This is a genomic window from Qiania dongpingensis (assembly GCF_014337195.1).
Taxonomy (GTDB): domain Bacteria; phylum Bacillota; class Clostridia; order Lachnospirales; family Lachnospiraceae; genus Lientehia; species Lientehia dongpingensis.
In genome coordinates this window covers 1,915,875-1,940,038 of the sequence record NZ_CP060634.1, presented here as the reverse complement: position 1 = coordinate 1,940,038, position 24,164 = coordinate 1,915,875, and the positions used below count along the sequence as shown (strand labels likewise).

General features: G+C 50.5%; 15 protein-coding genes, 5 tRNA genes and 3 rRNA genes. 6 read left to right on the top strand and 17 right to left on the bottom strand.

The features are described from left to right. Nucleotides 1-131 precede the first annotated feature (131 nt). Both H9Q78_RS09055 and H9Q78_RS09050 read left to right on the top strand, forming a co-directional pair. Nucleotides 132-947, top strand: a complete 816-nt coding sequence (locus H9Q78_RS09055; RefSeq protein WP_249301139.1) for a Cof-type HAD-IIB family hydrolase — start codon at nucleotides 132-134, stop codon at nucleotides 945-947. An 18-nt stretch (nucleotides 948-965) separates the two neighbouring features. Then, nucleotides 966-1,901, top strand: coding sequence for an AEC family transporter (locus H9Q78_RS09050; RefSeq protein WP_249301137.1), 936 nt, complete (start codon nucleotides 966-968; stop codon nucleotides 1,899-1,901). A gap of 38 nt (nucleotides 1,902-1,939) precedes the next feature. Here the strand turns inward: H9Q78_RS09050 and H9Q78_RS09045 are convergent, their stop codons facing one another. The 3 genes from H9Q78_RS09045 to H9Q78_RS09035 all read right to left on the bottom strand — a co-directional run bounded on the left by H9Q78_RS09045 (nucleotide 1,940) and on the right by H9Q78_RS09035 (nucleotide 4,780). Further along, nucleotides 1,940-3,544, bottom strand: a complete 1,605-nt coding sequence (locus tag H9Q78_RS09045; RefSeq protein WP_249301135.1) for a potassium/proton antiporter — start codon at nucleotides 3,542-3,544, stop codon at nucleotides 1,940-1,942. 194 nt (nucleotides 3,545-3,738) lie between these two features. After that, complete coding sequence (locus H9Q78_RS09040) at nucleotides 3,739-4,281, bottom strand: NADH peroxidase (RefSeq protein ID WP_249301133.1); 543 nt, start codon at nucleotides 4,279-4,281, stop codon at nucleotides 3,739-3,741. 79 nt (nucleotides 4,282-4,360) lie between these two features. Continuing rightward, on the bottom strand, nucleotides 4,361-4,780 hold the full coding sequence (locus tag H9Q78_RS09035; RefSeq protein ID WP_249301131.1) for a Fur family transcriptional regulator: 420 nt from the start codon (nucleotides 4,778-4,780) through the stop codon (nucleotides 4,361-4,363). Between the two features lie 214 nt (nucleotides 4,781-4,994). Between H9Q78_RS09035 and H9Q78_RS09030 the strand changes: the two genes are divergently transcribed. After that, nucleotides 4,995-5,426: a hypothetical protein gene (locus H9Q78_RS09030; RefSeq protein ID WP_249301129.1), complete on the top strand. Its 432-nt coding sequence runs from the start codon at nucleotides 4,995-4,997 to the stop codon at nucleotides 5,424-5,426. 24 nt (nucleotides 5,427-5,450) lie between these two features. On the opposite strand, the gene H9Q78_RS09025 is transcribed toward H9Q78_RS09030, so the two are convergent. Beyond that, on the bottom strand, nucleotides 5,451-7,346 hold the full coding sequence (locus tag H9Q78_RS09025) for a serine hydrolase domain-containing protein (protein WP_249301128.1): 1,896 nt from the start codon (nucleotides 7,344-7,346) through the stop codon (nucleotides 5,451-5,453). A gap of 367 nt (nucleotides 7,347-7,713) precedes the next feature. Between H9Q78_RS09025 and H9Q78_RS09020 the strand changes: the two genes are divergently transcribed. Then, nucleotides 7,714-10,350 carry a cation-translocating P-type ATPase gene (locus H9Q78_RS09020; protein WP_249301127.1) on the top strand — a complete coding sequence of 879 codons (2,637 nt, stop codon included), beginning with the start codon at nucleotides 7,714-7,716 and terminating at the stop codon, nucleotides 10,348-10,350. Nucleotides 10,351-10,399: 49 nt separating this feature from the next. Here the strand turns inward: H9Q78_RS09020 and H9Q78_RS09015 are convergent, their stop codons facing one another. From H9Q78_RS09015 to H9Q78_RS09005, 3 genes are all read right to left on the bottom strand, one after another. Beyond that, nucleotides 10,400-12,673, bottom strand: coding sequence for an adenosylcobalamin-dependent ribonucleoside-diphosphate reductase (locus H9Q78_RS09015; RefSeq protein WP_249301126.1), 2,274 nt, complete (start codon nucleotides 12,671-12,673; stop codon nucleotides 10,400-10,402). Nucleotides 12,674-12,762: 89 nt separating this feature from the next. Then, nucleotides 12,763-14,373, bottom strand: a complete 1,611-nt coding sequence (gene hcp / locus H9Q78_RS09010) for a hydroxylamine reductase (protein WP_249304799.1) — start codon at nucleotides 14,371-14,373, stop codon at nucleotides 12,763-12,765. A gap of 22 nt (nucleotides 14,374-14,395) precedes the next feature. Next, a complete protein-coding gene (locus H9Q78_RS09005; RefSeq protein WP_249301125.1) occupies nucleotides 14,396-15,001 on the bottom strand; it encodes an ATP-binding protein in 606 nt (201 codons plus the stop codon). Nucleotides 15,002-15,109: 108 nt separating this feature from the next. Between H9Q78_RS09005 and H9Q78_RS09000 the strand changes: the two genes are divergently transcribed. Then, on the top strand, nucleotides 15,110-15,766 hold the full coding sequence (locus tag H9Q78_RS09000; RefSeq protein WP_249301123.1) for a Crp/Fnr family transcriptional regulator: 657 nt from the start codon (nucleotides 15,110-15,112) through the stop codon (nucleotides 15,764-15,766). Here H9Q78_RS09000 and H9Q78_RS08995 read toward each other — a convergent pair. Further along, the gene (locus H9Q78_RS08995) at nucleotides 15,758-16,399 is read right to left on the bottom strand and encodes a GTP pyrophosphokinase (protein ID WP_249301121.1); all 642 of its coding nucleotides are present in this window, start codon (nucleotides 16,397-16,399) and stop codon (nucleotides 15,758-15,760) included. The genes H9Q78_RS09000 and H9Q78_RS08995 overlap by 9 nt on opposite strands. A gap of 505 nt (nucleotides 16,400-16,904) precedes the next feature. Between H9Q78_RS08995 and H9Q78_RS08990 the strand changes: the two genes are divergently transcribed. After that, nucleotides 16,905-17,138 (top strand): hypothetical protein, encoded by a 234-nt coding sequence (locus H9Q78_RS08990; RefSeq protein ID WP_249301119.1) that lies wholly within the window; start codon nucleotides 16,905-16,907, stop codon nucleotides 17,136-17,138. Nucleotides 17,139-17,304: 166 nt separating this feature from the next. On the opposite strand, the gene H9Q78_RS08985 is transcribed toward H9Q78_RS08990, so the two are convergent. The 9 genes from H9Q78_RS08985 to H9Q78_RS08945 all read right to left on the bottom strand — a co-directional run bounded on the left by H9Q78_RS08985 (nucleotide 17,305) and on the right by H9Q78_RS08945 (nucleotide 24,120). Further along, nucleotides 17,305-17,375 (bottom strand) — tRNA-Cys (locus H9Q78_RS08985). Nucleotides 17,376-17,387: 12 nt separating this feature from the next. After that, a tRNA-Glu gene (locus H9Q78_RS08980) sits at nucleotides 17,388-17,459 on the bottom strand. Between the two features lie 33 nt (nucleotides 17,460-17,492). Next, nucleotides 17,493-17,564, bottom strand: a tRNA-Asn gene (locus H9Q78_RS08975). A 93-nt stretch (nucleotides 17,565-17,657) separates the two neighbouring features. Continuing rightward, a 23S ribosomal RNA gene (locus tag H9Q78_RS08970) occupies nucleotides 17,658-20,544 on the bottom strand. Nucleotides 20,545-20,711: 167 nt separating this feature from the next. Continuing rightward, nucleotides 20,712-20,784: transfer RNA gene (locus H9Q78_RS08965), tRNA-Ala, on the bottom strand. Between the two features lie 130 nt (nucleotides 20,785-20,914). Continuing rightward, a tRNA-Ile gene (locus tag H9Q78_RS08960) sits at nucleotides 20,915-20,988 on the bottom strand. A gap of 4 nt (nucleotides 20,989-20,992) precedes the next feature. Next, a 5S ribosomal RNA gene (rrf, locus tag H9Q78_RS08955) occupies nucleotides 20,993-21,110 on the bottom strand. A gap of 182 nt (nucleotides 21,111-21,292) precedes the next feature. Continuing rightward, nucleotides 21,293-22,827, bottom strand: a 16S ribosomal RNA gene (locus tag H9Q78_RS08950). Together the 16S, 23S and 5S rRNA genes with 5 tRNA genes alongside form the textbook arrangement of a ribosomal RNA operon. Before the next feature lie 420 nt (nucleotides 22,828-23,247). Continuing rightward, nucleotides 23,248-24,120, bottom strand: coding sequence for a CvpA family protein (locus tag H9Q78_RS08945; RefSeq protein WP_249301118.1), 873 nt, complete (start codon nucleotides 24,118-24,120; stop codon nucleotides 23,248-23,250). Nucleotides 24,121-24,164: the final 44 nt, after the last annotated feature.

The following is a 24,164-nucleotide window of genomic DNA, read 5'->3' as shown; positions in this document are numbered from 1 at the left end:
AAGATATAATTCCTTTTTCATTGGATTTTTTTGAAATCCTGTGGAAACCGCACCTGAGTTGTGATAAGATACAGAATGGAAACGGAACAACTTCAAAATATCAGATATCCACTTGGAAAGGACGTGAATACGTGGCAACCAGACTGATAGCTTTGGATCTGGACGGAACTGCCCTGTCTGATCACCGCTCCATTACCGGCAGGACCCGTTCCGCCGTATCGGATGCCCGGAAAAACGGCATTCTCGTGGTTCCCGCCACAGGGCGTTCCTACAGGGATATACCGGCGGAAGTCCTGGATATAACAGAATTTTCCTATTTTTTGACTTCCAACGGAGCCAATATCCTGGACGGCAGAAGCAGGACCAGTATGTATACCGATCTGATACCCTGGCGGCAGAGCGTGGAAATACTCCGCCTGCTGGAAGAATACGACGTACAGCCCTCCGTTCATTTAAACGGAAGCAGCACCAACCTGAAGACTGCAGATCCGCGCATCGTGGCGCGGTATGGAAGCACCGACTATTTCCTGCGCAGCAGCGTTGATAATCTGGCCGACTATATAGCTGCGGAAAAGACAGATGTAGAAAAGATATTCGCCATCCTGTTCGCTCCGTCTGAAAAAGCCGCTCTGACAGCCAGGCTCACATCCCGCTGTCCCCTGACGGTGTCGGCCTCCGGCCCGGACAACATCGAGCTCAACAGTCCCACGGCCTCCAAGGGCCATGGCCTCGCTGTGCTCTGCCAGGCATTAAATATTTCTCCGGAAGAAACGGCTGTCATCGGCGACAGCATCAATGATATTTCCATGTTCCGCTTTGCCGGACGCCGGATTGCCATGGGCAACGCGGAGCCCTGCATCATGGAGCTTTCTCAGCACGTGACAGACACCTGCGACAAAGACGGTGCCGCCCTTGCCATTGAAAGACTTATCCAACAAGAATGGTAAAGAAAAGAGGTTCGTCTCATGGATTACTTTTTCAGCATTCTGCCCAAAATGGGCAGTTTTTTCCTGCTCATGTGTATTGGCGTGCTAATCGCAAAGATCGGCGTCATAACAAAGGAGAATATCTCCTTATTCCCGCCTTTCATCATAAAGGTGATCATGCCATGCCTGTCATTTTCTCTTATGTATGAAAACGGGACCACCTTCGCTTCCCTGGGGCATTATGTCCCTGTCATCGTCGGTCAGGTATCTTCTTACCTCCTTCTGATGCTGCTCGGCTGGCTCTCCTCCCGAGTATGCCATATGAAATATCCCCTGGCCAATATTCACCGCGGCTGTCATCTGGGCGGCAACTATGGATTCATCGGCATTCCTCTGCTGATGGTGCTGTTCGCCACCGGTGAGGGGCGTCAGTACATACCCATCTGCGCGGCGGTCGATACCATCTTTATGTGGAGCGCGGGCATCGTCTTCTTTACCTATACAAAAGAAAGAGGACTGTCTTCTGGTTTCCGAAACCTCGTCAATCCGGTCATCATCTCCATCCTGCTCGGGCTGATCGTGACTTCCATTAAGCTTCCGGTTCCTTCCTTCATAAGCGATACCCTCGCTTCCATTGGAAACTGCAGCACCCCACTGGCGCTTATCTACCTGGGGGCAAGCCTCTGTTTCATCAGCCTTAAATCAACCGCAATGCTTAAAAATATTTTCAGCCTGATCCTCGTCCGTATGATATTCGCGCCTGTGCTGGTATATGCCGTTGCCAGCCGGTTCCTGCCGGAGACTGAGACCATTCTGCTGACTGTCATCTGCTCCACTCCGGTCATGGCTTCTACCACCAGCGTAGCCCACCAATATCATCTGGATGAGGATTACGCCTCCGCTTCCATCTTTGTGACTACCATCGCCAGCCTTCTCACCATACCGCTGGTATTTTTCCTGACATCCTTTCTATAGAAACTTCAGGCGGGGCCCAATGGCCCCGCCTTTTCGGATCATTCCTCTGTCGGTCCGTTTATGACCAGTACATCCCGTTCCTTCAGTACCGTACCGCCGCTGGGGATAATCACCTTTTCCTGCCTTCTGATCATTACGATCAGTTTCCCCGGTTCCAGTACTACATCCGCCACCTTTTTTCCAGCCCAGCCGCAGTCCTCGCTCACAGGCAGCTCCGTCAGACGGATTCCGTCGGCCGCAGACATAGCTTTTGCGCTCAGGACCAGCACATCTCCCGCGAGGAGCACCGTATCCCCCTTCGGCACGATCTGCTCTTCTTTCCGCGTCAGAAGCGCCAGCAGTGTATCCGGAGGAAGCAGAATATCACAGATTGCCTTTCCTTCCCACGGATGCCCCTCCTTTATGGTGAACTGAATAAACTGGACCGGCACCTCTTCTGTATAGTCATTAAAGGTCTTCAGCACATTGGCATGCTCATCGATCATTCCAAGCTTCCTGGCCGCCAGAGGGATCAGAGAGCCCTGGAATAAAATAGAAAACAGGACGATAAAAAATACAATGTGGAAAATATCCATGCTGATGGCTCCCGGACTCACTACCGCCATGATCGCAAACACAATGGAAGCCGCTCCTCGAAGCCCGGACCACGCCACGAGAAGCTGCTGATTCAGACGGCAGCGAAACGGCGTCATTATGGCAAACACAGCCAGCGGACGGGCAGCAAAAGTCAGGAACAGCGCGATCAGAAGTGCCGGAAGCACGACTCCCGGAAGCTGGGACGGAAACGCCAGAAGGCCGAGCAAGAAAAATATCAGCATCTGCATCAGGCCGGTAATCCCGTCAAAAAAATGTACCAGGGCCTTTTTATTTTTCAAAGGCCCGTTTCCAAGCAGAATTCCCACCACATAAGCGCTCAAATATCCGTTTCCTCCTATGGCCGCCGGAGCCGCATATGCCAGGAGGACCACCGCCACGACAAAAATCGTATCAAACCCTTCTGTGGCAAAATGAAAATTTTTAAGAAACCAAAGGGCCAGGAGCGCAATCACCGCACCTCCCAGAAGCCCATACACAATCTGCGCGAACAGCATATAAGCGATTCCGCCCGTCTCCGCCGTCCCGCTCATAATGGATAGCACCGTCATGGTCAGCATATAAGAAAATGGATCGTTGCTCCCGCTCTCCACCTCCAGCAAAGACGCCGTGTTGTCTTTCAGGTTGAGCCGCTTGGAACGCAGTATGGAAAACACCGACGCTGCGTCTGTGGAACTGATGACCGCGCCGATCAGAAGACTCTCCAGAAGTTTCATCCTCAGCGCAAAATAACAAAACGCCCCCGTTATTCCGGCGGTCATCACGACTCCGGCTGTTGACAAAAGAATCGCTTTGGCCGCCGCCGGCTTTGCTTCGCTCCACTTAGTCCCAAATCCCCCGTAGAACATGATAAATATCAACGCGACTGAGCATATCTGCTCTGCAGATCCATAGTTGTCAAAGGGGATCTTCAGTACGCCGTCCGACCCGAAGAACATCCCCAAAAGGATGAAACCAAGCAGCATCGGTATCCCCAGACGGCTGGACAAATGATTCAATAGTATGCAGGCAATGATTATAACTGTGACTAGAAGTAAAATAACAGGCAATAATTCTTCTCCCTTCCTGTGCTTCCATGGTTTTCTGTCTCTATTGTAACATAAATCCAATTTAACACCTAGATTTTATGAAGCGAAAAAGACAGCAGGTGTGGGACCTGCTGTCTTTTTCCGGAATATCCGCTCATCACGCGGGCTTCCGTTTCTTTTTCAAGATTTATCAAGGTAAGGAGGGAGTAGTCTGATTAACCGAAGTATCTCTTTAAGAGACCTTCAAACGCTCTGCCGTGACGGGCTTCGTCTCTGGCCATTTCATGTACGGTATCATGGATAGCATCCAGGTTAGCGGCCTTTGCTCTCTTGGCAAGGTCAAACTTTCCTGCTGTCGCGCCGTTTTCTGCTGCAACACGCATCTCCAGATTCTTCTTGGTGCTGTCGGTGACCACTTCGCCCAGAAGCTCAGCGAATTTAGCGGCATGCTCTGCCTCTTCATAAGCTGCTTTCTCCCAGTAAAGGCCAATCTCCGGATATCCTTCTCTGTGTGCAACTCTGGCCATCGCCAGATACATACCGACCTCAGAGCATTCTCCGTTGAAGTTCGCCCTCAGATCATCCAGAATATCCTGGCTGACACCCTGTGCAACGCCTACTACATGCTCTGCTGCCCAAGTCATATCACCCTTCTGCTCTGAGAACTTGCTTGCGGGTGCTCCGCACTGAGGACATTTTTCAGGTGCAGTTTCGCCTTCCCATACATAACCGCATACATCACATACAAATTTTTTCATTTTCTTTTCTCCTTTTCTGATTTATTTTTATCTTTTTGCTTTTTCAATATCAGTAATTATTACTGTTATTGATAAGATATCATATCGCTTCTCTTTTGTCAAGAGTTTTTTGTACTTTTTCAGTACAGTTTCTGCAGGTTCCAAAAAACAGCGTCGTATGCCCTTCTATCGTACCTTCGAACCGGTTGGAAGCCATCCTATCCAGGTCATTAAGCGGATCCAGCGGCACATCCTGCACGCAGCCGCATTCCCGGCAGATAAAATGATAATGGGGCTCCGTATTCGAATCGAAATGCTCTACTCCGTCTCCGCAGGATACCTTGCAGATCTCGCCAAGGGAAGCCAGAAGGGATAAATTCCGATATACTGTTCCGAGGCTGATATTGGGGTACAGCTGGCGGATATTCACATAGACCGTATCCGCCGTGGGATGATCTTTGCGCGTAGCAAGAAATTCCTTGATACTCTCACGCTGTCGGCTGTATTTCAAAGTTTTCATGGCAGCTCCTCCAAATCAAAAACAATAATTGCTACTGTTTTTATTATATCCGGCACTATCCATACTGTCAAGGCTTTTCTGACCATGATTTTATCTGCCGCGGATAAATCGGCGGCTCCGACACATACTAAGTACAGTATCAGAGAGCAGATAAATTGGCGGCAGGAAAACATTGTGCCCCAGAAATCTATTTTATGGAAGAGAGGTATCATCTATGAACGAAGATACGAAAAAGCTGTTAAATGAATGTGACGCAGGCACCAAAATGGCGGTAGAGACCATCAACCAGGTCCTTCCTTCCGTCCATAACCAGGAATTCCGGGAGAGCCTGGAAAAATACAGGGACGCCCATGTAAGCTTCGGCGATAAGCTTCATTCTATGCTGAATGAAGGCGGAGAGCCCTCCGGAGACCTGGGTCCCATGGAAAAAACTTCCGCGTGGGTCATGACAAGCGTAAAACTCATGCTGGACGATTCGGACAAAAAGATTGCTTCCATGGTCACAGACGGCTGCAACATGGGGATTAAATCCATAAGCAAATATCTGAACCAATATGCGTCTGCCGACAAGAGCGCAAAAAAAATATCCGAAAATATCATCCGTTTGGAACAAAGTCTGATGGACGAATTAAGGAAGTACCTGTAGGATTTCTACAGGTACTTTTATTTGTCACGTTTCTTCTGATTCTGCCTTCTCCGGCGCGCAGCTCCCGGTCACGATCGGATGAATCGTCCTGTCCACCAGGATCTCGGCCAGGTCCACTCCCAGCTTATCCCGGATTGCTTCCATCAGGCCGTTTTTAAGCGAATCGCTCAGAAGAGAGCCAAGCCCCTCTTTTATCATACGCCCTCCCGGCGTCTCGTCCCAATGTATTTCTATATTTTCACCGTGATTTCTGAAAAAGCACTTCATCTTCCGGCGCACCGCTTCTTCCAGAAACGCGATATCCAGTTTCAGGACAGGATAACCGTCCTCATCTCTTGTGAACTTCCCTTCTGTTCCCAAAAGATAAGGTTCGCCATGGAAAGAGACTTCTGTTACGGCCGCTTTGCCAAATCCAATTTCCAGCCGGTGCAGCAGGCCGCCCTCCTCCATGGAAATATAAAATTTTTTATTTTCGAAATGAAATCCCACAGAATGGATGCCTTCCGTATAATTGTTATGGAATACCTGAAGGACCAAAGGACTGAGGCCTACATGGGTCTGTTCCAGCCGGTATACACGGCCGTCCAGCAACCGCTTCAACTTTTCTTCTTCCAGAAAATGATTTTCTCTGCCGTTTTTCCTCGGCCGGTTCCAGGCGTCCAGACTTCCCTTTTTCAGTGTTCTTCCGCTTCTTCGAATCCCACTTCCTGAAGCGCAGGAGACGGCTCTCCATCCATAGCGGCCGCCGGTCCCCGCCAATCCCGGGACGCCTTTTCTGCCGTCTCTTCTAAGGCCATCTTCCACATCCCGGAGCTTTCTGAGTCCTGCGGGGTCCTCCGGCAGTTCCTCTCCCGGCTTAAAATCCTCTTCAAAATATTTCTTTACAATATTTAACAGCACACAGCTTTGAAACAGCTCGTCGCTTCCTGCGTTGGCCGCTACGACCATATCGATATCCGGATAGACCACGATGTTCTGTCCCAGCATGCCGTTAAAGGTATAGCTTCCGGGACGGCCGCCCATCCAGACCTGATACCCGTATCCATAAGGCCCCATGCTCTCGGGCGTATCCATATGCTTGCTGGTCGCCGTTTCCACCCAGGACTCCGGGATCAGCTGCCTGCCTTTCCAATTTCCCTTCTGCAGATAAAGCTGCCCCAGCTTCGCCGCGTCCTCGGTCCCGATGAAAAGTCCCCATCCTCCTTTTGTGATGCCCTTCGGGCAGGCTTCCCAGAAAACCCGGGTGATTCCCATCGGCTCCCACAGACGCGGGCGGAGATAGTCCATCATACTCTCACCGGTCAGCTTAGTCACGATGGCTGACAGGATATATGTGTTCATGCTGTTATATTCAAATTTCGTACCCGGCGTCCCTTTTACTCCCGCCTGCAGATAGCTGGCCGTCCAGTCGTCGCCTGACACGATCCCGGTTTCATTAAACGTGACTCCCGACGTCATAGTCAGCAGATGCTCCACCTTCAGATTCTTCTGCCGTATCCCCGCAAGCAGTGATTTGCTGTCAAGCAGATGCAGCACCTTGTCCTCCAATGAAAGCTTTCCTTCTTCTATCAGCATCCCTATGGCCATCCCCGTGACCGTCTTGCACATGGAATAGGACGCATGCCACATATCGCGGCCATACGGAGCAACATCAGCTTCTCCTATGACGTTGCCGTGGCGAAGTACCATCACATGGTGAAGGTCCGTCCTGCTGTCTCCCGCCAATTCCTCAAAAAACGCGGCCAGACGCCGGGAAGGCACTCCCTGGGATTCCGGTGTCATCCTTGGAAACGGCTGAGAAAAAGCTTCCTCTTCAAAAGCCGGTTTCTGCGGCGTATATGTCACCTTGCTGATATTCTCCATATTTCCCCGAATCAAATTCTTCAATAAATCCATCACAGCCAATTGTTCCTTCAGCATATAATCCCACCCTTCTGTCACTATTATAAGGTTATTGTTCCCGACTTTCCATTAACTTTTCGTAAACAATCCTAAAATTTAACCTTTTCTTGGAAATTTTATATTTTATCCCTTGTAAACCGGATAAATTTGTGCTATTATGAGCACACTAAAATAAGAAATATCGTTATCCCTCTTGATAAGGGAGTAGTCAGCGCGGCGCGTGATGAAGCCAACATCCCTGGAACCCATTCCTGGCTTCGTACTAAATGACGAGACTTATCTGTTATGGAACAGATAGGTCTTATTTTTATTCCGCAGGATAGTTCTCAGAACGATTTCCCGGAAGAAACTGCGTCCGTCATTTATTATTTCAAAGGAGGTTCTCATGAAACCATACTTAGCAGAATTTTTTCAAGTCGTAAAAGATCTGAACACCTCAGAACAGGGCCTGACCGGCGCCGAGGCAGGACGGCGGTTGTCCGAAACCGGCCCAAATAAGCTTAAAGAGGGCAAAAAAGTTTCACTCATCTCCCGCTTTTTTAAAGAACTGGCCGATCCGATGATCATCATTCTCATAGCCGCCGCTGTCGTATCAGGCATTACGGCAGTCTACTCCGGGGAGTCCTTCACCGATGTCATCATTATCATGGCCGTAGTCATCATCAATGCTGTCCTCGGGGTTGTTCAAGAAAATAAAGCAGAAAAAGCCATCGCCGCTCTCCAAGAGATCGCGGCGGCTACTTCAAAGGTCGTCCGGGACGGGCGCCAGGTAACCATTAAAAGTGAAGAGCTGGTTCCCGGCGACGTGATCATCCTGGAGGCCGGAGACGCCGTTCCCGCCGACGCCAGGATCATAGAAAACGCCAGCCTTAAAGTGGAAGAAGCGGCCCTTACCGGAGAATCTGTACCGGTCAATAAAACCGCGGACGCGCTGAATCTGGGAGCAGAAAAAGACATCCCTCTTGGGGACCGGAAGAACATGGTATATATGGGGAGCACCATCGTATATGGGCGGGGACGCGCCGTGCTGACCGGTACCGGTATGGACACAGAAATGGGAAAAATCGCAGACGCGCTGACCAATTCCAAGGATGATCTCACTCCCCTTCAAAAAAAGCTGAATCAATTGAGCAAGGTTCTGAGCTTCCTCGTCATCGGAATCTGTCTCTTTATCTTCGCACTGGATGTATTCCGCGCTTATCCGGATATCACCGGAGCCAAGATGCTCGATACGTTCATGGTAGCCGTCAGCCTGGCTGTGGCAGCCATCCCGGAGGGCCTGGCCGCAGTGGTCACGATCGTGCTCTCCATGGGAGTCACCAGAATGTCAAAGCGGAATGCCGTCATTCGTAAACTGACCGCCGTGGAAACCCTTGGCTGCACTCAGATCATCTGTTCCGACAAAACAGGCACACTGACTCAGAACAAGATGACAGTAGTGGAGCACTCCTCGGCAGATATCCCGGAGCTTGCCAAAGCCATGACGCTCTGCAGCGACGCTGTTTTAGATGAGCAGAATGAAGCTGTCGGGGAGCCTACAGAATGTGCTCTGGTAAATGACGCTTTCTCCCTTGGGCTGTCCAAAACAGATCTTATGGAACAATATCCCCGTTTAGGCGAGGCTCCCTTTGATTCTATGCGGAAGATGATGTCAACGGTCCATAAGACCCCGGAACACGCCATTCTGCAGTACACCAAAGGCGCTCCCGACGAGGTACTAAAGCGCTGTACGTCCATGTGGGACGGCAGCCGGGAAATCCCCCTCACCGACAGCCTCCGCCAGGAAATTCTTTCGGAAAATAAGCATATGGCGGATCAGGCTCTCCGCGTTCTCTGCGGAGCCATGCGCGTATGGGATTCTTCTCCCGCCTCTTTCGATGCAGAATTTCTGGAACAGGAGCTTTGCTATCTCGGATTATCCGGCATGATCGATCCCATCCGCCCCGAAGTGCGGGACGCAATCTCCGAATGCAAGAGCGCCGGCATCCGGCCCGTCATGATCACCGGCGATCATCGGGACACCGCTGTAGCGATCGCCCGTCAGCTGGGCATCCTCCGGGACGACAGCGAGGCCATAACCGGTTCCCAGCTAAACGACATGAGCGATGAAGAGCTGTTCCGGGATGTGGAGCATTTCTCCGTATATGCGAGGGTCCAGCCGGAGCACAAGGTGCGGATTGTAAAGGCCTGGAAATCCAAAGGACGCATCACCGCCATGACAGGAGACGGCGTAAACGACGCTCCTTCTATTAAAAGCGCAGATATAGGCGTGGGCATGGGAATAACCGGTACAGATGTGACAAAAAACGTAGCGGATATGGTGCTTGCCGACGACAATTTTGCTACCATCGTCTCCGCCGTGGGAGAGGGCAGAAGAATTTACGACAATATCCGCAAGTCCATTCAGTTCCTCCTGTCCTCCAATCTGGCCGAGGTACTCGCCATTTTCTTTTCCACCATCCTCGGCTTTACCATCCTTAAGCCGGTCCACCTGCTTTGGATCAACCTGATCACCGACTGTTTCCCCGCCCTGGCTCTCGGCATGGAACACGAAGAAGAGGATATCATGAAACGTGCTCCCAGAAGCGCGGATGACGGAATCTTCGCAGGCGGCCTTGGCTTTGACGTAGCCTTCCAGGGTGTCCTGATAACCCTGCTGACCATGTCCGCTTATTTCATCGGGCACTATGTCGAATCCGGGCGGCTTGAGATCGCTGCCAGTGCCGACGGCATGACAATGGCATTCCTGACCTTATCCATGGTGGAAATCTTTCATTCCTTTAACATGAGATCCAGAAGAGCTTCTGTGTTCCGGATACATGGACATAATATATTCCTCTGGGGCGCAATGGCGCTGTCTTTCCTCTGTACGACCGCTGTGATCTATGTCCCCTTCCTGCGGAACGCTTTCGGCTTCACCCATATCACTTTGGCCGAATACGGACTTTCCATGGCCCTGGCCGTCGTGATCATCCCGATCATGGAACTGGTAAAATTCATACAGCGGCGCCTGCACAAATAGTGCAGGCACCGCCGTTCTCAACACTCATCTGATTTTGTCACAGCCGGCCTCAGAAGCATCCGCTCCATCCGCAGCCTTTGCAGATGTTGCAGCCGCCCTCAAAAACAAGCGGTTCTCCACATTCCGGGCAGCGGATCTTCTGGTTGGTGCTTTTCACCGCCTGGGGCTTCGGAGCCTTGGGCGGCACATGGCTGGCGCTTTCTCCCTGCTTCGCCAATTCTTCCTGCACCTCATTGTACATATCTAACAGCGCGTTTCCCACAGCCATTGGACAACAGGAGCCCTTGCTGGTATCCTTCTGCGTCGCTCGCCTTACGGTATAGGAAGGACAGGAGCCTGTAGAGTTCAGCTGATCGATAATTGTATAAATATCAATGCCGCCTCGTGCGCTGATGGAGATCATTCTGGACAAGCCGATCATGAAATTATTACAGCCTCCCGTACTTCCTTTGCTGAGATAGGTCTCCAGCAGAGCTCCCGTATAAGGGTCAAAAAGAGCGATACAGTGGAGGCTTCCGCATCCGGTGATCAGCTTCCGCTTCTTTCCGATGACGTCATCATTCACCAGAATAATCTCACCGCGTTCCAGCCCTTCTCCGGCAACGGCTCCCTTGGACTCCTCCGGCACATCTGTGGACAGGATTCCGGCCCGCTGGCAGCCATCACGGAAAATCGTGATTCCTTTAAGGCCCTTGTCATAAGCGTACTGATAAAGCGATTCTGTCTCCTCTACCGTAAATTGCTTCGGTACATTCACCGTAGAGCTGATGGAAGCGTCAATATGCGTCTGCCAGATGGACTGCATGTTGATCCTGGATCGATAATCCAGTGTCATAGCCGTCACAAAATAGGGCGGCAGCATACTGTCATCGGTGATCTTGTGATCCTTCATGTAATTTTCCACGATTTTCGTATACACCTTGTAGTATACGTCTTTGCCATGGAGGGATTCTGTCTTCCTTTCATAATAAATGGCATAGATAGGCTCTATCCCTCCGGAAATCCCCAGCATGGTGGATAAGGTTCCTGTGGGAGCGATCGTCAGAAGCTGTGAATTCCTCAGCCCATATTTTTTCACCATTTCCTTGGTAGGCTCGGACGTATTCTGCTCAAAAAACGCGGTTCCCATAATCTCCTCTGTGACGCATTTCGGAAATGCTCCTGACTCCTTTGCCAGAGCCGCGGAAGAGGCAATGGCCGTATCCGCCATCGCAAAGCCTATTTTGTCACAAAGCTCTATGGCCTCTTCCTCACCGTAGGTCACACCCAGCTTCACAAGCATGTCCGCCAGTCCCATAATGCCCAGACCTATCTGGCGCCAGTCACGGACACTTTCCTGCTGTTCCTCCAGCGGATGCAGGCTCAGCCCCTCGTCCAGCACCTCATTCATCGCTCTGACACAAATGGTCACGCACTGCTTGAACCCGTCAAAGTCAAATGACGCTTCCGGCGTAAAAGGATCCTTTACAAATTCGGCCAGATTCATGCTGCCAAGGAGGCAGCTGCCTCCGGCGGGCAGCGGTTCCTCCGCACAGGGGTTTACACCCGCATAGGAAAAGTCCTTTGTATTGCTGAGCAGGTTCCATCCGCAGATTCTGTCCCAGAACAGAGCCCCCGGCTCCGCATAATCCCAATTGGCCTCCGCGATCTGATGAAACAGTTCTCTGGCGTTGACCATCCGTTCAATCTTCTCTCCAGTGGCCTCTCTCGTGTAATGGAGATAATACGGCTTATTTTCTTTCACAGCTTCCATGAATTCATCATATATTCTGACAGAAATATTCGCCTTCGTCACCTTCGTGAGATCTGTCTTTAACTTAATAAAATCCTCGATATCCGGGTGGAAACAATCCATGGAGATCATCAGCGCCCCCCGGCGGCCATTCTGCCCGATTAGGTCCGTGACCAGAGAATACAGATCCATAAAAGACACCGCTCCGGTAGTCTCCCTGGCCGCGTTGTTGATACGTGCCCCTCTGGGACTCAGCCCGGAGATATCAATGCCGCATCCTCCGCCGTAGCTATACGTACGGGCCAGCTTTTTTGCACAGTCAAAGATACTTTCAATCTCATCCCTAGGGGGCGCGATCACATAGCAGTTGGACAGTGTGATTTTTCTTCCCACGTATTCCAGACCGCGGTTGGACAATATTCTTCCGCCGAACAGAAATTTTTTCTCCTTCATCAGGCGGGCTATGTCCTTGTTTCCGCTGCTTATCCTGTCTATCCAGTGATCAAAATCTTCCCCTTCATAACAATATTTATTCTGCCAGATATCAATACCCAGCTGATTTTCTTTTCCTAACCATTCTTCGATCGTCATTCGGACACTCCTCTCAATCATACTACATTTTGTCGCACTTCAAAATGATAGCACAATATGTAGTATTACGCAAGAGGTGTTTTGACACATTACTGCAAAATCTGTTTAAGGTCCTCTTCCGGAGTGCTGATCGGCCGTATATCATAGTTTTCAACCAGGTAATTCAAAACGTTTTTGGACAAAAAAGCGGGAAGCGTAGGACCCAGATAAATTTTCTTCATTCCCAAGTACAAAAGAGTGAGCAAGATGCAGACGGCTTTCTGCTCGTACCAGGAAAGGACCAGGGTCAGCGGCAGATCGTTCAAGCCGCATTCAAAAGCCTCTGCCAAAGCGGCAGCCACTCGGACCGCACCATATGCGTCGTTGCATTGTCCCATATCCATCAGGCGGGGAAGTCCGTCCTTCTCCCCTCCTATTGTACCCAAATTCAGATCATTAAACCGGAATTTTCCACAGGCCAGAGTCAGTATCACCGAATCTTCCGGCGCCTTCTTTACAAACTCCGTGTAATAATTTCTCCCTGCCCTGGCTCCGTCACATCCGCCTACCAGGAAAAAATGCCGTATGGTCCCCGACTTCACGGCTTCCACCACCTTATCCGCTGCAGACAGGATCGCCCCGTGCCCAAATCCGGTGGTTACCTCACTTCCTCCATTTATACCTGTGAATTTTTTTGTCTCCTTATAACCGCCCAGCTCAAGAGTCTTCTTGATCAAAGGTGTGAAATCCTTTTTTCCGTTTTCTGCTTCTCCTTCTCCAATATGGATCATTCCCGGATAGGATACCACGCCTGTGGTAAAGACTCTGTCAGAATAAGACGCGCGTACCGGCATCAGACAATTGGTCGTAAACAATACCGGCGCGGGAATATCCGCAAATTCTTTCTGCTGATTCTGCCATGCGGTGCCGAAATTCCCTTTTAAATGTCCGTATTTCCTGAGTTCCGGGTAGGCATGGGCCGGAAGCAGCTCTCCGTGGGTGTAAATATTGATGCCTTTCCCTTCTGTCGCCTCCAAAAGTTGTTTTAAGTCATAAAGGTCATGTCCGGATACCACAATAAACGGACCGGCTTCCACGGAAAGTGAGACAGACGCCGGCGCCGGAACTCCAAAGGTATCTGTGTTAGCCTTATCCAGAAGCTCCATACATTTTAGATTTACTTCCCCGGTCTCCATCACCAGAGGCAGAAGCTCTTCCATTGTTTTTTCCTGTCCCACCGCAGATAATCCCTTATAGAAAAACCGGCTGACCGTCTCGTCCTCATAGCCAAGGACCATGGCATGATAAGCATAAGCCGCCATTCCTTTAAGGCCAAATAATATAAGGGATTTCAAAGAACGGATATCCTCCTCTTCCTGCCACAGATCTTTCATGTCATAATCACCGTTTCGTCCGCAGACAGAAGCACATTTCCCACATTCCGGAACCATCTGTTCCTTTTCTTCATGGGCCCGGGCGATCAGCCCTTTCAATGCCTTCTCATCGAAATTGACATTGGTAAGCGTAGCAAACAATCCCTCCGTCATCACTCTGTCTGTACGCTTTGTGGGCTCATTTCCGTTCGCTGCTCTAGCCAATCCGATGAGCGCGCCGGTCAGTTCATCCTGAAGCCCGGCTATATCCGCCGTCTTCCCGCATACTCCTGCGCTTCCGGAACATCCCGCGCATCCTGCCGTCTGTTCACACTGATAACAAAACATCTGATTTTCTTTCATCTTCATCTCACCCATTTTCTTTTCCTTCCTTTATGCTTTTTATTTTTCCATCTACACTGATCGTGACCACCTGCCAGGGAAGCTTTGCACCGCTTTGTATGACCGACTTTTCCACGGCCCGTTCCAGCCCTCCACAGCAGGGCACCTCCATCCGGATAATCTGGATACTCTTTATCTTATTTTCCCGGAGAATCTCGGTCAGCTTATCCGAATAGTCCTCCTTGTCCAATTTGGGACAACCGATCAGGACCCCGCGTCCCTTCACAAAATCCCGGTAGAATCTTTCATATCGAAATGCCGTGCAGTCCGCGGCTATCAAAAGCTCCGCTCCGTCATAGCAGGACGCCTGGACCGGCGCCAGCTTTATCTGCACCGGCCAGGGGTTCTCCGTATTATCGGTTTCCTTACAAAAAGCCGCCGTTTCTTTTTCCACAAAGCGAATCGCCTGAGTCGGACAGGCCGGTAGACAATCACCAAGTCCGTCGCAATAATCTTCCCGCAGGAGCTTCGCTTTTCCGTCTGCCATTCCAATCGCGCCCTCGTGACACGCTTTCGCACAGATTCCGCAGCCATTGCATTTATTTTCGTCTATCTGAATTATTTTTCTTATCATTGTTTCTTCCTCCATCACACTTGTTTATTGGAAGCCTTGACTTTGTACTATGAGTATAATAAAATAAATCCAACATGTCTGTTGGATTTACAACGAAAGAAGGTAAATATGAATTTTCATCTGCCGTCTGATTCTGATCTGTTTCAGGGAATTTCCATGGAGGACTCTGAATCCATGCTCGGATGCCTTTCCCCTGTGCTTAAAAAATTTGAAAAAGAAGAATACGTCTTTTACGCCGGTTCCACGATTCGCACAGCCGGCCTTATCCTTAAAGGGGCGGTCCATATTATAAAAGAGGACTTATGGGGCAATAAAAGAATAATGGAGACTGCCGGCCCCGGCCAGCTGTTCGGCGAAGCGTACGCCTGTATGCAGACCGAAGCTCTGCTGATCAGCGTAGTCACTGCCGAGAAGTCTGAGATCTTGTTCTTGGATATCAACCGGATCCTGACCACCTGTCCCACCGCCTGTGCCTTTCACACGCGGCTGATCCGGAATCTCCTCTCCGTCATGGCAGAAAAAAATCTGACACTGACCAGGAAGCTGGATCACATCACCCAGAAATCCACCCGGGAAAAAGTCATGGCCTATCTGTCATTTCAGGCTTCCTCACAGCATACCCATACCTTTACCATCCCTTTTAACCGCCAGCAGCTGGCAGACTATCTCTCCGTGGAACGAAGCGCTCTGTCTGCAGAGCTCTCTAAAATGCAGGCCGATGGACTGATACTATATCATAAAAACGAATTCACAATATTACTGTGAAGCTTTTTCGCTGTTCCCCGTTCCACTGGCAGACTTCTCAAGCTCCTCACTATTCAGCCGTTCAAATCCCTTTTCCATTTCTCCCAAAAGTTCTGCGTACTGCTTCAGCATAGCCTGTATCTCCTGCTTGTCTCTTCTCTCCTGTTTGTAACAGACCCGGTGTTCCATACTCGCCCAAAAATCCATACTGATCGTCCTAATCTGAACCTCCACCGGATAATACTCTGTACGTTCCATATAATAAACGGGAATTCCCAATATAATATGATAGCTGCGATAGCCGTTGGATTTGGGGTCCTGAATATAATTCCGTTCCTGGATCACGATCAGGTCCCTCTGTCCTCTCAGATTATCCACCAGCTGCTCCACATCCCTTACAAAATAGCAAATGACCCGAATACCGGCTATATCCCGCAAATTTTCTTTGGCGGCAGTGAAGCTTCCGTTCATACCCTTTCTTTCCAGTTTGTTCTCTATGCTCTGCTTCTTTTTTATCCTGAACTGTATATTGTGAATCGGCTTTGGAACATCTGTGCTATATATCGAGTGATTCAGCACATCAAGTCTGGCCATTAATAAATTCAGCGCATCCTGATAAGGAACGATGAGTTCGTAATACTGCTCGTTTGTCATCTGACGCTCTCCCTTCCGCGTACTGTATCTCTTTAAGAATACTTTTAAATACCTTTTAAGCAAACTCTCTTTGTCTGATTTATAAGTCAAGAGGAAATCCGATTCCATCCAGGCGGCTCGCTGGCAGCCGTAACCAGGATCTTTGCGGCCTCCAGTCGGTCCTTTCCAACTGACATGGATAAACCTAAATTTTTCCATGTCAGATTCCAATAAAAACCTGCATGAGATTCGGTTTTTACCTCCCTGCGGCCGGGAAGATCCTGCTAACGCCTTTGCGGCGCTCGCCTTACGATGGAATCGGATCGTTCCTCCTGCTCATTTTTCCGCACCGAAATAAGCGCTAGTTTGCCTCGAAAGCCATTGGGGTGGCTTACCGCGGCCTGCAGCCGTAAGACGCGCAGGCCGTGTGGATATCCGATTCTTTTCTGGAATCGATAGAACGGAAATCATTCGAAATGGTGCGGCAGGCAGGGCACCGGCAGAATGATTCCGGGCCGGCCTAAAGGTGAGCGCCGCAGGGCAGAGGCCGGTGTTCCCCAGGCGGAGGGAGGCAGAAACGGAAATACCGATTCCGTTTTTGAGCGAACCGGAGGCAAGAAATCATAAAGATTTCTTGCTGACATGTGAGCGGTACTCCTGGAGCGGGGACAAAGCGGCCCCTGCATCGCCAGCGAACCGAAATCGTGACGGCCCGGAACTTCTGTCGGCGCTTAACGGAAGCTTGATCGGAATTGACTAAAATGATTCCAAAAAGTATTTTATATCATACTACAAAAATATAAAGGGAGCGTGAACTTTCTGCGAAAGATTTCTTAATTTCTTAGAAAAATGCTGACGTACAAAGAACTACTGTTTCCTGTATAACAAAAGAACCCAGAAAATTTTTATTTCTGGGTTCCTCTTAGAGGCGACAGCCGGATTTGAACCGGCGATAGAGGTGTTGCAGACCTTTGCCTTACCACTTGGCTATGTCGCCATATAAAATCAATGACTCCAAGGGGATTTGAACCCCTGTTACCGCCGTGAAAGGGCGGTGTCTTAACCGCTTGACCATGGAGCCTTATGCTGTTTTAAAACTCCGTGGAGCTTAAAGCTCCCCGAGTAGGGCTCGAACCTACAACAACTCGGTTAACAGCCGAGTGCTCTACCATTGAGCTATCGAGGATCATCTCTGAAGGTTAGTCTGCCCACCTTCCGGCCTTCCCATACCTTCAAAACTGCACATTGTCATCCATCTGTCAAAGCCTTCCTAAACCACCTGGACAAGCCCTCGGCCGATTAGTACTGGTCAGCTCCATACATTGCTGCACTTCCACCTCCAGCCTATCTACCTCGTCGTCTTCAAGGGGCCTTACTAGCTCTCGCTATGAGATATCTCATCTTGAGGGGGGCTTCACGCTTAGATGCCTTCAGCGTTTATCCCTTCCCGACTTGGCTACCCGGCCATGCGCTTGATGCGCAACCGGTGCACCAGAGGTCAGTCCATCCCGGTCCTCTCGTACTAAGGACAGCTCCTCTCAAATATCTTCCGCCCGCGCCGGATAGGGACCGAACTGTCTCACGACGTTCTGAACCCAGCTCGCGTACCGCTTTAATGGGCGAACAGCCCAACCCTTGGGACCTACTTCAGCCCCAGGATGCGATGAGCCGACATCGAGGTGCCAAACCACTCCGTCGATGTGAACTCTTGGGAGTGATAAGCCTGTTATCCCCAGGGTAGCTTTTATCCGTTGAGCGATGGCGTTCCCACTTAACACCACCGGATCACTAAGCCCTACTTTCGTACCTGCTCCACCCGTCGGTGTCGCAGTCAAGCTCCCTTCTGCCTTTGCACTCTTCGGATGGTTTCCGTCCATCCTGAGGGAACCTTTGGGCGCCTCCGATACTCTTTCGGAGGCGACCGCCCCAGTCAAACTCCCCGCCTGGCATTGTCCCACCGCCGGCTAACGGCGGCTGGTTAGAAACCCAATATCGCAAGGGTGGTATCCCAACAACGGCTCCAGAAGGACTGGCGTCCTCCCTTCTTCGCCTCCCACCTATCCTGTACATGCAATACCGGATCCCAGTGCCAAGCTGGAGTAAAGCTCCATGGGGTCTTTCCGTCCTGGCGCAGGTAACCAGCATCTTCACTGGTACTTCAATTTCACCGGGTGCATTGTTGAGACAGTGCCCAAATCATTACGCCTTTCGTGCGGGTCGGAACTTACCCGACAAGGAATTTCGCTACCTTAGGACCGTTATAGTTACGGCCGCCGTTTACTGGGGCTTAAGTTCAATGCTTCGCATTCGCTAACATCTCCCCTTAACCTTCCAGCACCGGGCAGGCGTCAGCCCATATACCTCACCTTTCGGTTTCGCATAGACCTGTGTTTTTGCTAAACAGTTGCTTGGGCCAATTCTCTGCGGCCTCTCTCGAGGCACCCCTTCTCCCGAAGTTACGGGGTCATTTTGCCGAGTTCCTTAACAATGCTTCTCCCGTCGGCCTTAGGATTCTCTCCTCATCCACCTGTGTCGGTTTACGGTACGGGTGCAGTATGAGCCATAGCGGCTTTTCTCGACAGCTGGTATGGAAGCTTCCCTACTTATTTTCGGTCCGCGTTACGGCTTTGGATTGCCGGACGGTTTTTCCTATCCGACTCCTCTTCCGCTTGCACCGGTCTTCTCATTCCCGGCTCTTCCTTCCCCTCTGTGTCCCCACAGTTCTGTCATACTGCAGTACAGGAATCTCAACCTGTTGTCCATCGGCTACGCCGTTAAGCCTCGCCTTAGGTCCCGACTCACCCAGGGCAGATCAGCTTTACCCTGGAAACCTTAGATATTCGGCCGGTAGGATTCTCACCTACCTCTCGCTACTCATTCCGGCATTCTCTCTTCTTGATCGTCCACAGCTCCTTCCGGTACTGCTTCTTCCTATCAAGAATGCTCCTCTACCACCCTCTTAAAGGGTCCTCGGCTTCGGTGGTGTGTTTCAGCCCCGGACATTTTCGGCGCAAGGCCTCTCGACTAGTGAGCTATTACGCACTCTTTCAATGTATGGCTGCTTCTGAGCCAACATCCTAGTTGTCTTTGAAACCTCACATCCTTTTCCACTTAACACACACTTTGGGACCTTAGCCGGAGGTCTGGGCTCTTTCCCTTTTGACTGCCCAACTTATCTCGTGCAGTCTGACTCCCGTGCAGCATCTCTATGGCATTCGGAGTTTGATATCCTTTGGTAAGCTTTGACGCCCCCGCGGGAATTCAGTGCTCTACCTCCATGAGACTAACACGAGGCTAGCCCTAAAGCTATTTCGAGGAGAACCAGCTATCTCCGGGTTCGATTGGAATTTCTCCCCTATCCACACCTCATCCCCACCCTTTTCAACGGATGTGGGTTCGGTCCTCCACGGGATTTTACTCCCGCTTCAACCTGGACATGGATAGATCACCCGGTTTCGGGTCTGCCTGTGCTGACTCAACGCCCTATTAAGACTTGGTCTCCCTTCGGCTCCGCGCTCCCCGCGCTTAACCTCGCCAGCACCGGCAACTCGCCGGACCGTTCTACAAAAAGTACGCGGTCGTGCTCATATGGCACTCCCACAGCTTGTAAACACAGGGTTTCAGGTTCTCTTTCACTCCCCTCCCGGGGTCCTTTTCACCTTTCCTTCACAGTACTATGCGCTATCGGTCACTAAGGAGTATTTAGCCTTGGGGGGTGGTCCCCCCGACTTCCCACAAGGTTTCTCGTGTCTCGTGGTACTTTGGATCCCGCTCGCTGGATTCCTATTTCGCATACGGGGCTTTCACCCTCTCTGGCTGGCTTTCCCAAAACCATTCTGCTATAGATCCTCCTCACTTATCGCGGTCCGTAACCCCCAGGTGCACGCACCCAGGTTTAGGCTCCTCCGGTTTCGCTCGCCGCTACTCCCGGAATCGACTTTTCTTTCTTTTCCTCCGGCTACTTAGATGTTTCAGTTCGCCGGGTTCCCCTCCATACGTTATGGATTGGCGTATGGATACTGGAGGGCTCCTCCAGTGGGTCTCCCCATTCAGACATCCATGGATCAATGGATATTTGCTCCTCCCCATGGCTTTTCGCAGCTTATCGCGTCTTTCTTCGGCTCTTAGTGCCAAGGCATCCACCCTGCGCTCTTTTTCGCTTGACCAGGTTTTCCCTCACAGGTAGCGTCCCGTGAGCCTGGCTTAGGTTTTTGCTTTGTTTTGAAATTGAATTGGTTTAAATCATTTCAATTTTTGATGTCTTTTCCAATGTGCAGTTTTCAAGGTACGGCGTTTCTAAAAGCTCTCTTTTCTGCTTGAAAAAAGGCTTTCCTGGAGATGAAGGGATTCGAACCCTTGACCCCCTGCTTGCAAGGCAGGTGCTCTCCCAACTGAGCTACACCCCCATACGGGCTTCTGGTCATCTCTATCGTTTTTTCTCTTTTGGTCTTTCTTTGATCTTTCCTTGGTTCCTTCTTGCATGGGCTTAAGCGGGCCTTACCTCCTCAAGCTCATCTTTCCTTGGTCTTTCCTACATGGGCTTAAGTGGACTCGAACCACCGACCTCACGCTTATCAGGCGTGCGCTCTAACCAGCTGAGCTATAAGCCCAAAATTCTGGCACCCACCTGCTCTCCCATGCCGTCTCCAGCATAGTACCATCGGCCGTTCAAGTCTTAACCTTCGTGTTCGGGATGGGTACGGGTGTTTCCCCTGAACGTATCGGCACCAGAAATTCCGTTATCCAGTTGTAAGTGCACAGGCAGGATGGCCTGACCAGGAAGCTCGCTTCCTGAGGATGGGCTCCTCACCTGTATACGCGGCTCTGCCGCGAACGAGAGGGCTGCGCCCTCGAGGTGCACTTTCCCCGATAACTCAACAGCATATTCCAACTCCCTTACTTCTTCTTCCTTAGAAAGGAGGTGATCCAGCCGCACCTTCCGATACGGCTACCTTGTTACGACTTCACCCCAGTTATCGGTCCCGCCTTCGGCAGCTCCCTCCTCTCGGTTGGGTCACTGACTTCGGGCGTTACTGACTCCCATGGTGTGACGGGCGGTGTGTACAAGACCCGGGAACGTATTCACCGCGGCATTCTGATCCGCGATTACTAGCGATTCCAGCTTCATGTAGTCGAGTTGCAGACTACAATCCGAACTGAGACGTTATTTTTGGGATTCGCTCCACCTCGCGGCTTCGCTTCCCTCTGTTTACGCCATTGTAGCACGTGTGTAGCCCAAATCATAAGGGGCATGATGATTTGACGTCATCCCCACCTTCCTCCGGGTTATCCCCGGCAGTCTCCCTAGAGTGCCCAGCTTCACCTGCTGGCTACTAAGGACAAGGGTTGCGCTCGTTGCGGGACTTAACCCAACATCTCACGACACGAGCTGACGACAACCATGCACCACCTGTCTCCTCTGTCCCGAAGGAAAGGGAACGTTACTTCCCGGTCAGAGGGATGTCAAGACTTGGTAAGGTTCTTCGCGTTGCTTCGAATTAAACCACATGCTCCACCGCTTGTGCGGGTCCCCGTCAATTCCTTTGAGTTTCATTCTTGCGAACGTACTCCCCAGGTGGAATACTTACTGCGTTTGCTGCGGCACCGAGGGGCTTTGCCCCCCGACACCTAGTATTCATCGTTTACGGCGTGGACTACCAGGGTATCTAATCCTGTTTGCTCCCCACGCTTTCGAGCCTCAGTGTCAGTTACAGTCCAGCAGGCCGCCTTCGCCACCGGTGTTCCTCCTAATATCTACGCATTTCACCGCTACACTAGGAATTCCGCCTGCCTCTCCTGCACTCCAGCCTGGCAGTTCCAAAAGCAATCCGCGGGGTTAAGCCCCGGGTTTTCACTTCTGGCTTGCCATGCCACCTACGCTCCCTTTACACCCAGTAAATCCGGATAACGCTTGCCCCCTACGTATTACCGCGGCTGCTGGCACGTAGTTAGCCGGGGCTTCTTAGTCAGGTACTGTCATCTTCTTCCCTGCTGATAGGGCTTTACGTACCGAAATACTTCTTCACCCACGCGGCGTCGCTGCATCAGGGTTTCCCCCATTGTGCAATATTCCCCACTGCTGCCTCCCGTAGGAGTTTGGGCCGTGTCTCAGTCCCAATGTGGCCGGTCACCCTCTCAGGTCGGCTACCGATCGTCGCCTTGGTGGGCCTTTACCTCACCAACTAGCTAATCGGACGCGGGTCCATCTCATACCACCTCGGTTTTTCACACTCGGCCATGCGGCCATGTGCGCTCATGCGGCATTAGCAGCCATTTCTAGCTGTTATTCCCCTGTATGAGGCAGGTTACCCACGCGTTACTCACCCGTCCGCCGCTCAGTCACAGAATGGGTCCTCCCGAAAGATTCTCCTCTCTGTGCTTCGCTCGACTTGCATGTGTTAAGCACGCCGCCAGCGTTCATCCTGAGCCAGGATCGAACTCTCATGTTCTGATCTCTTGGTCTTAAGATAAGCTCTAGCTTTTTCTTTATCCCATTTACTTACTTTTAAGGTCGATGCTCTCGCATCGGTTCTCTGAAACTTCTTTTTTAAGAATTTTCAGGGGTTGGAATATACTGTTCAGTTATCAAGGTTCTGTGTCTCGCTGCGTTAGCGACAACTTCTATAGGATACCATAGCCGCCGCTTCCTGTCAACTATTTTTTTCTTTTTCTTCCACTGCGTTTTCGAGCATTTGCAGTTCTATCCGCCGTGGAGTTTTAATATATCATACCAAAATATGGTTTGTCAAGGGCAATCTCAGGTTAATTTTACACAGATTTTTCACTGGAAAAATAGGCATTTTTACTCCCCTCAATGGCCGTCCACATATACCTGTGGCACAACTTCTATTCTATACAATCTATTGTGGTCAAAACGTCTTTCCAACGACCATCATCAGGAGCCGAATCAAGATATTCTTATGATACAGCATGCTTAAAAAAGCGTTACTCTCAATTTGTCCCAGTACATTCTGTCCAAAAGCGGTCGCCGTGAACGGAATCAACAGCAAAAATAAAATCTCCAGCAGCAAAAGCCCCTTTACGATTCCCAGAAGCGCCCCGGCAAAATGATTGATTCCATGTATAATAGGAAGTCTGTCTACTACATTAAATACCAGCATCAGGATCTGAAGCGCGAAAAACACAATCAGGAACGTAACAATATATCCGATGATATTCAAACATATGTTGCTTATAAAGCTTCCTATATAATCAGTAAACTGGCTCACGCCCAATTCTTTGTATATCGCGGAATTATTATTTTCTTCCAAAGTATTCCTAAGGCTCTCCGGTATCGGCAGGCTCTCTATAATCTTGCTTTGCTGCGCCGTAGAAAGATTTTCATTCACCTGCTCCAAAAGCTCATCAAATCCAATTCCTTTAGGCAGCGTAGTCCCCGCCGGAAGGATCGTACCTGCCGGAAGGACTGTACCATTGGGCAGCTGAATATCCATAGGAAGTGCAATATCCTTTTCCAGCGTCACACTGTCTCCGTCCGTATTTATCCCCAAGTTTTGTTCCTCGGTGATCATTCCAGCTACTTTTCCTTCAATCCATTCGTCCAGCTTCGTATTGTTACGCAAAAAACCTGTGACAAGCGGATTCAGCGCCATTACAATAATGCCTGATAAGATCAGGGCCACCAAAGACAGACTGCTCTTAAAGAATCCCCGAAGACCTCCCACTATTATACTCATAATCAAAATTAATATTGTTACTATAAAAACCAGATTAATGTCCATCACGCCTTCCTATATCAGATTGTGTCCTGAGCTCTTCCGTGAAG

Bases quoted from the DNA above. Each gene is read 5' to 3' on its own strand.
- H9Q78_RS09030 (WP_249301129.1), top strand. From the start codon at position 4,995: ATGAACGAAGATACGAAAAAGCTGTTAAATGAATGTGACGCAGGCACC.
- H9Q78_RS08995 (WP_249301121.1), bottom strand. From the start codon at position 16,399: ATGACAAACGAGCAGTATTACGAACTCATCGTTCCTTATCAGGATGCG.
- H9Q78_RS08945 (WP_249301118.1), bottom strand. From the start codon at position 24,120: ATGGACATTAATCTGGTTTTTATAGTAACAATATTAATTTTGATTATG.
- H9Q78_RS09035 (WP_249301131.1), bottom strand. From the start codon at position 4,780: ATGAAAACTTTGAAATACAGCCGACAGCGTGAGAGTATCAAGGAATTT.
- hcp (WP_249304799.1), bottom strand. From the start codon at position 14,373: ATGTTTTGTTATCAGTGTGAACAGACGGCAGGATGCGCGGGATGTTCC.
- H9Q78_RS09020 (WP_249301127.1), top strand. From the start codon at position 7,714: ATGAAACCATACTTAGCAGAATTTTTTCAAGTCGTAAAAGATCTGAAC.
- H9Q78_RS09025 (WP_249301128.1), bottom strand. From the start codon at position 7,346: ATGCTGAAGGAACAATTGGCTGTGATGGATTTATTGAAGAATTTGATT.
- H9Q78_RS09005 (WP_249301125.1), bottom strand. From the start codon at position 15,001: ATGATAAGAAAAATAATTCAGATAGACGAAAATAAATGCAATGGCTGC.
- H9Q78_RS09040 (WP_249301133.1), bottom strand. From the start codon at position 4,281: ATGAAAAAATTTGTATGTGATGTATGCGGTTATGTATGGGAAGGCGAA.
- H9Q78_RS09015 (WP_249301126.1), bottom strand. From the start codon at position 12,673: ATGACGATCGAAGAATGGTTAGGAAAAGAAAATCAGCTGGGTATTGAT.
- H9Q78_RS09050 (WP_249301137.1), top strand. From the start codon at position 966: ATGGATTACTTTTTCAGCATTCTGCCCAAAATGGGCAGTTTTTTCCTG.
- H9Q78_RS09000 (WP_249301123.1), top strand. From the start codon at position 15,110: ATGAATTTTCATCTGCCGTCTGATTCTGATCTGTTTCAGGGAATTTCC.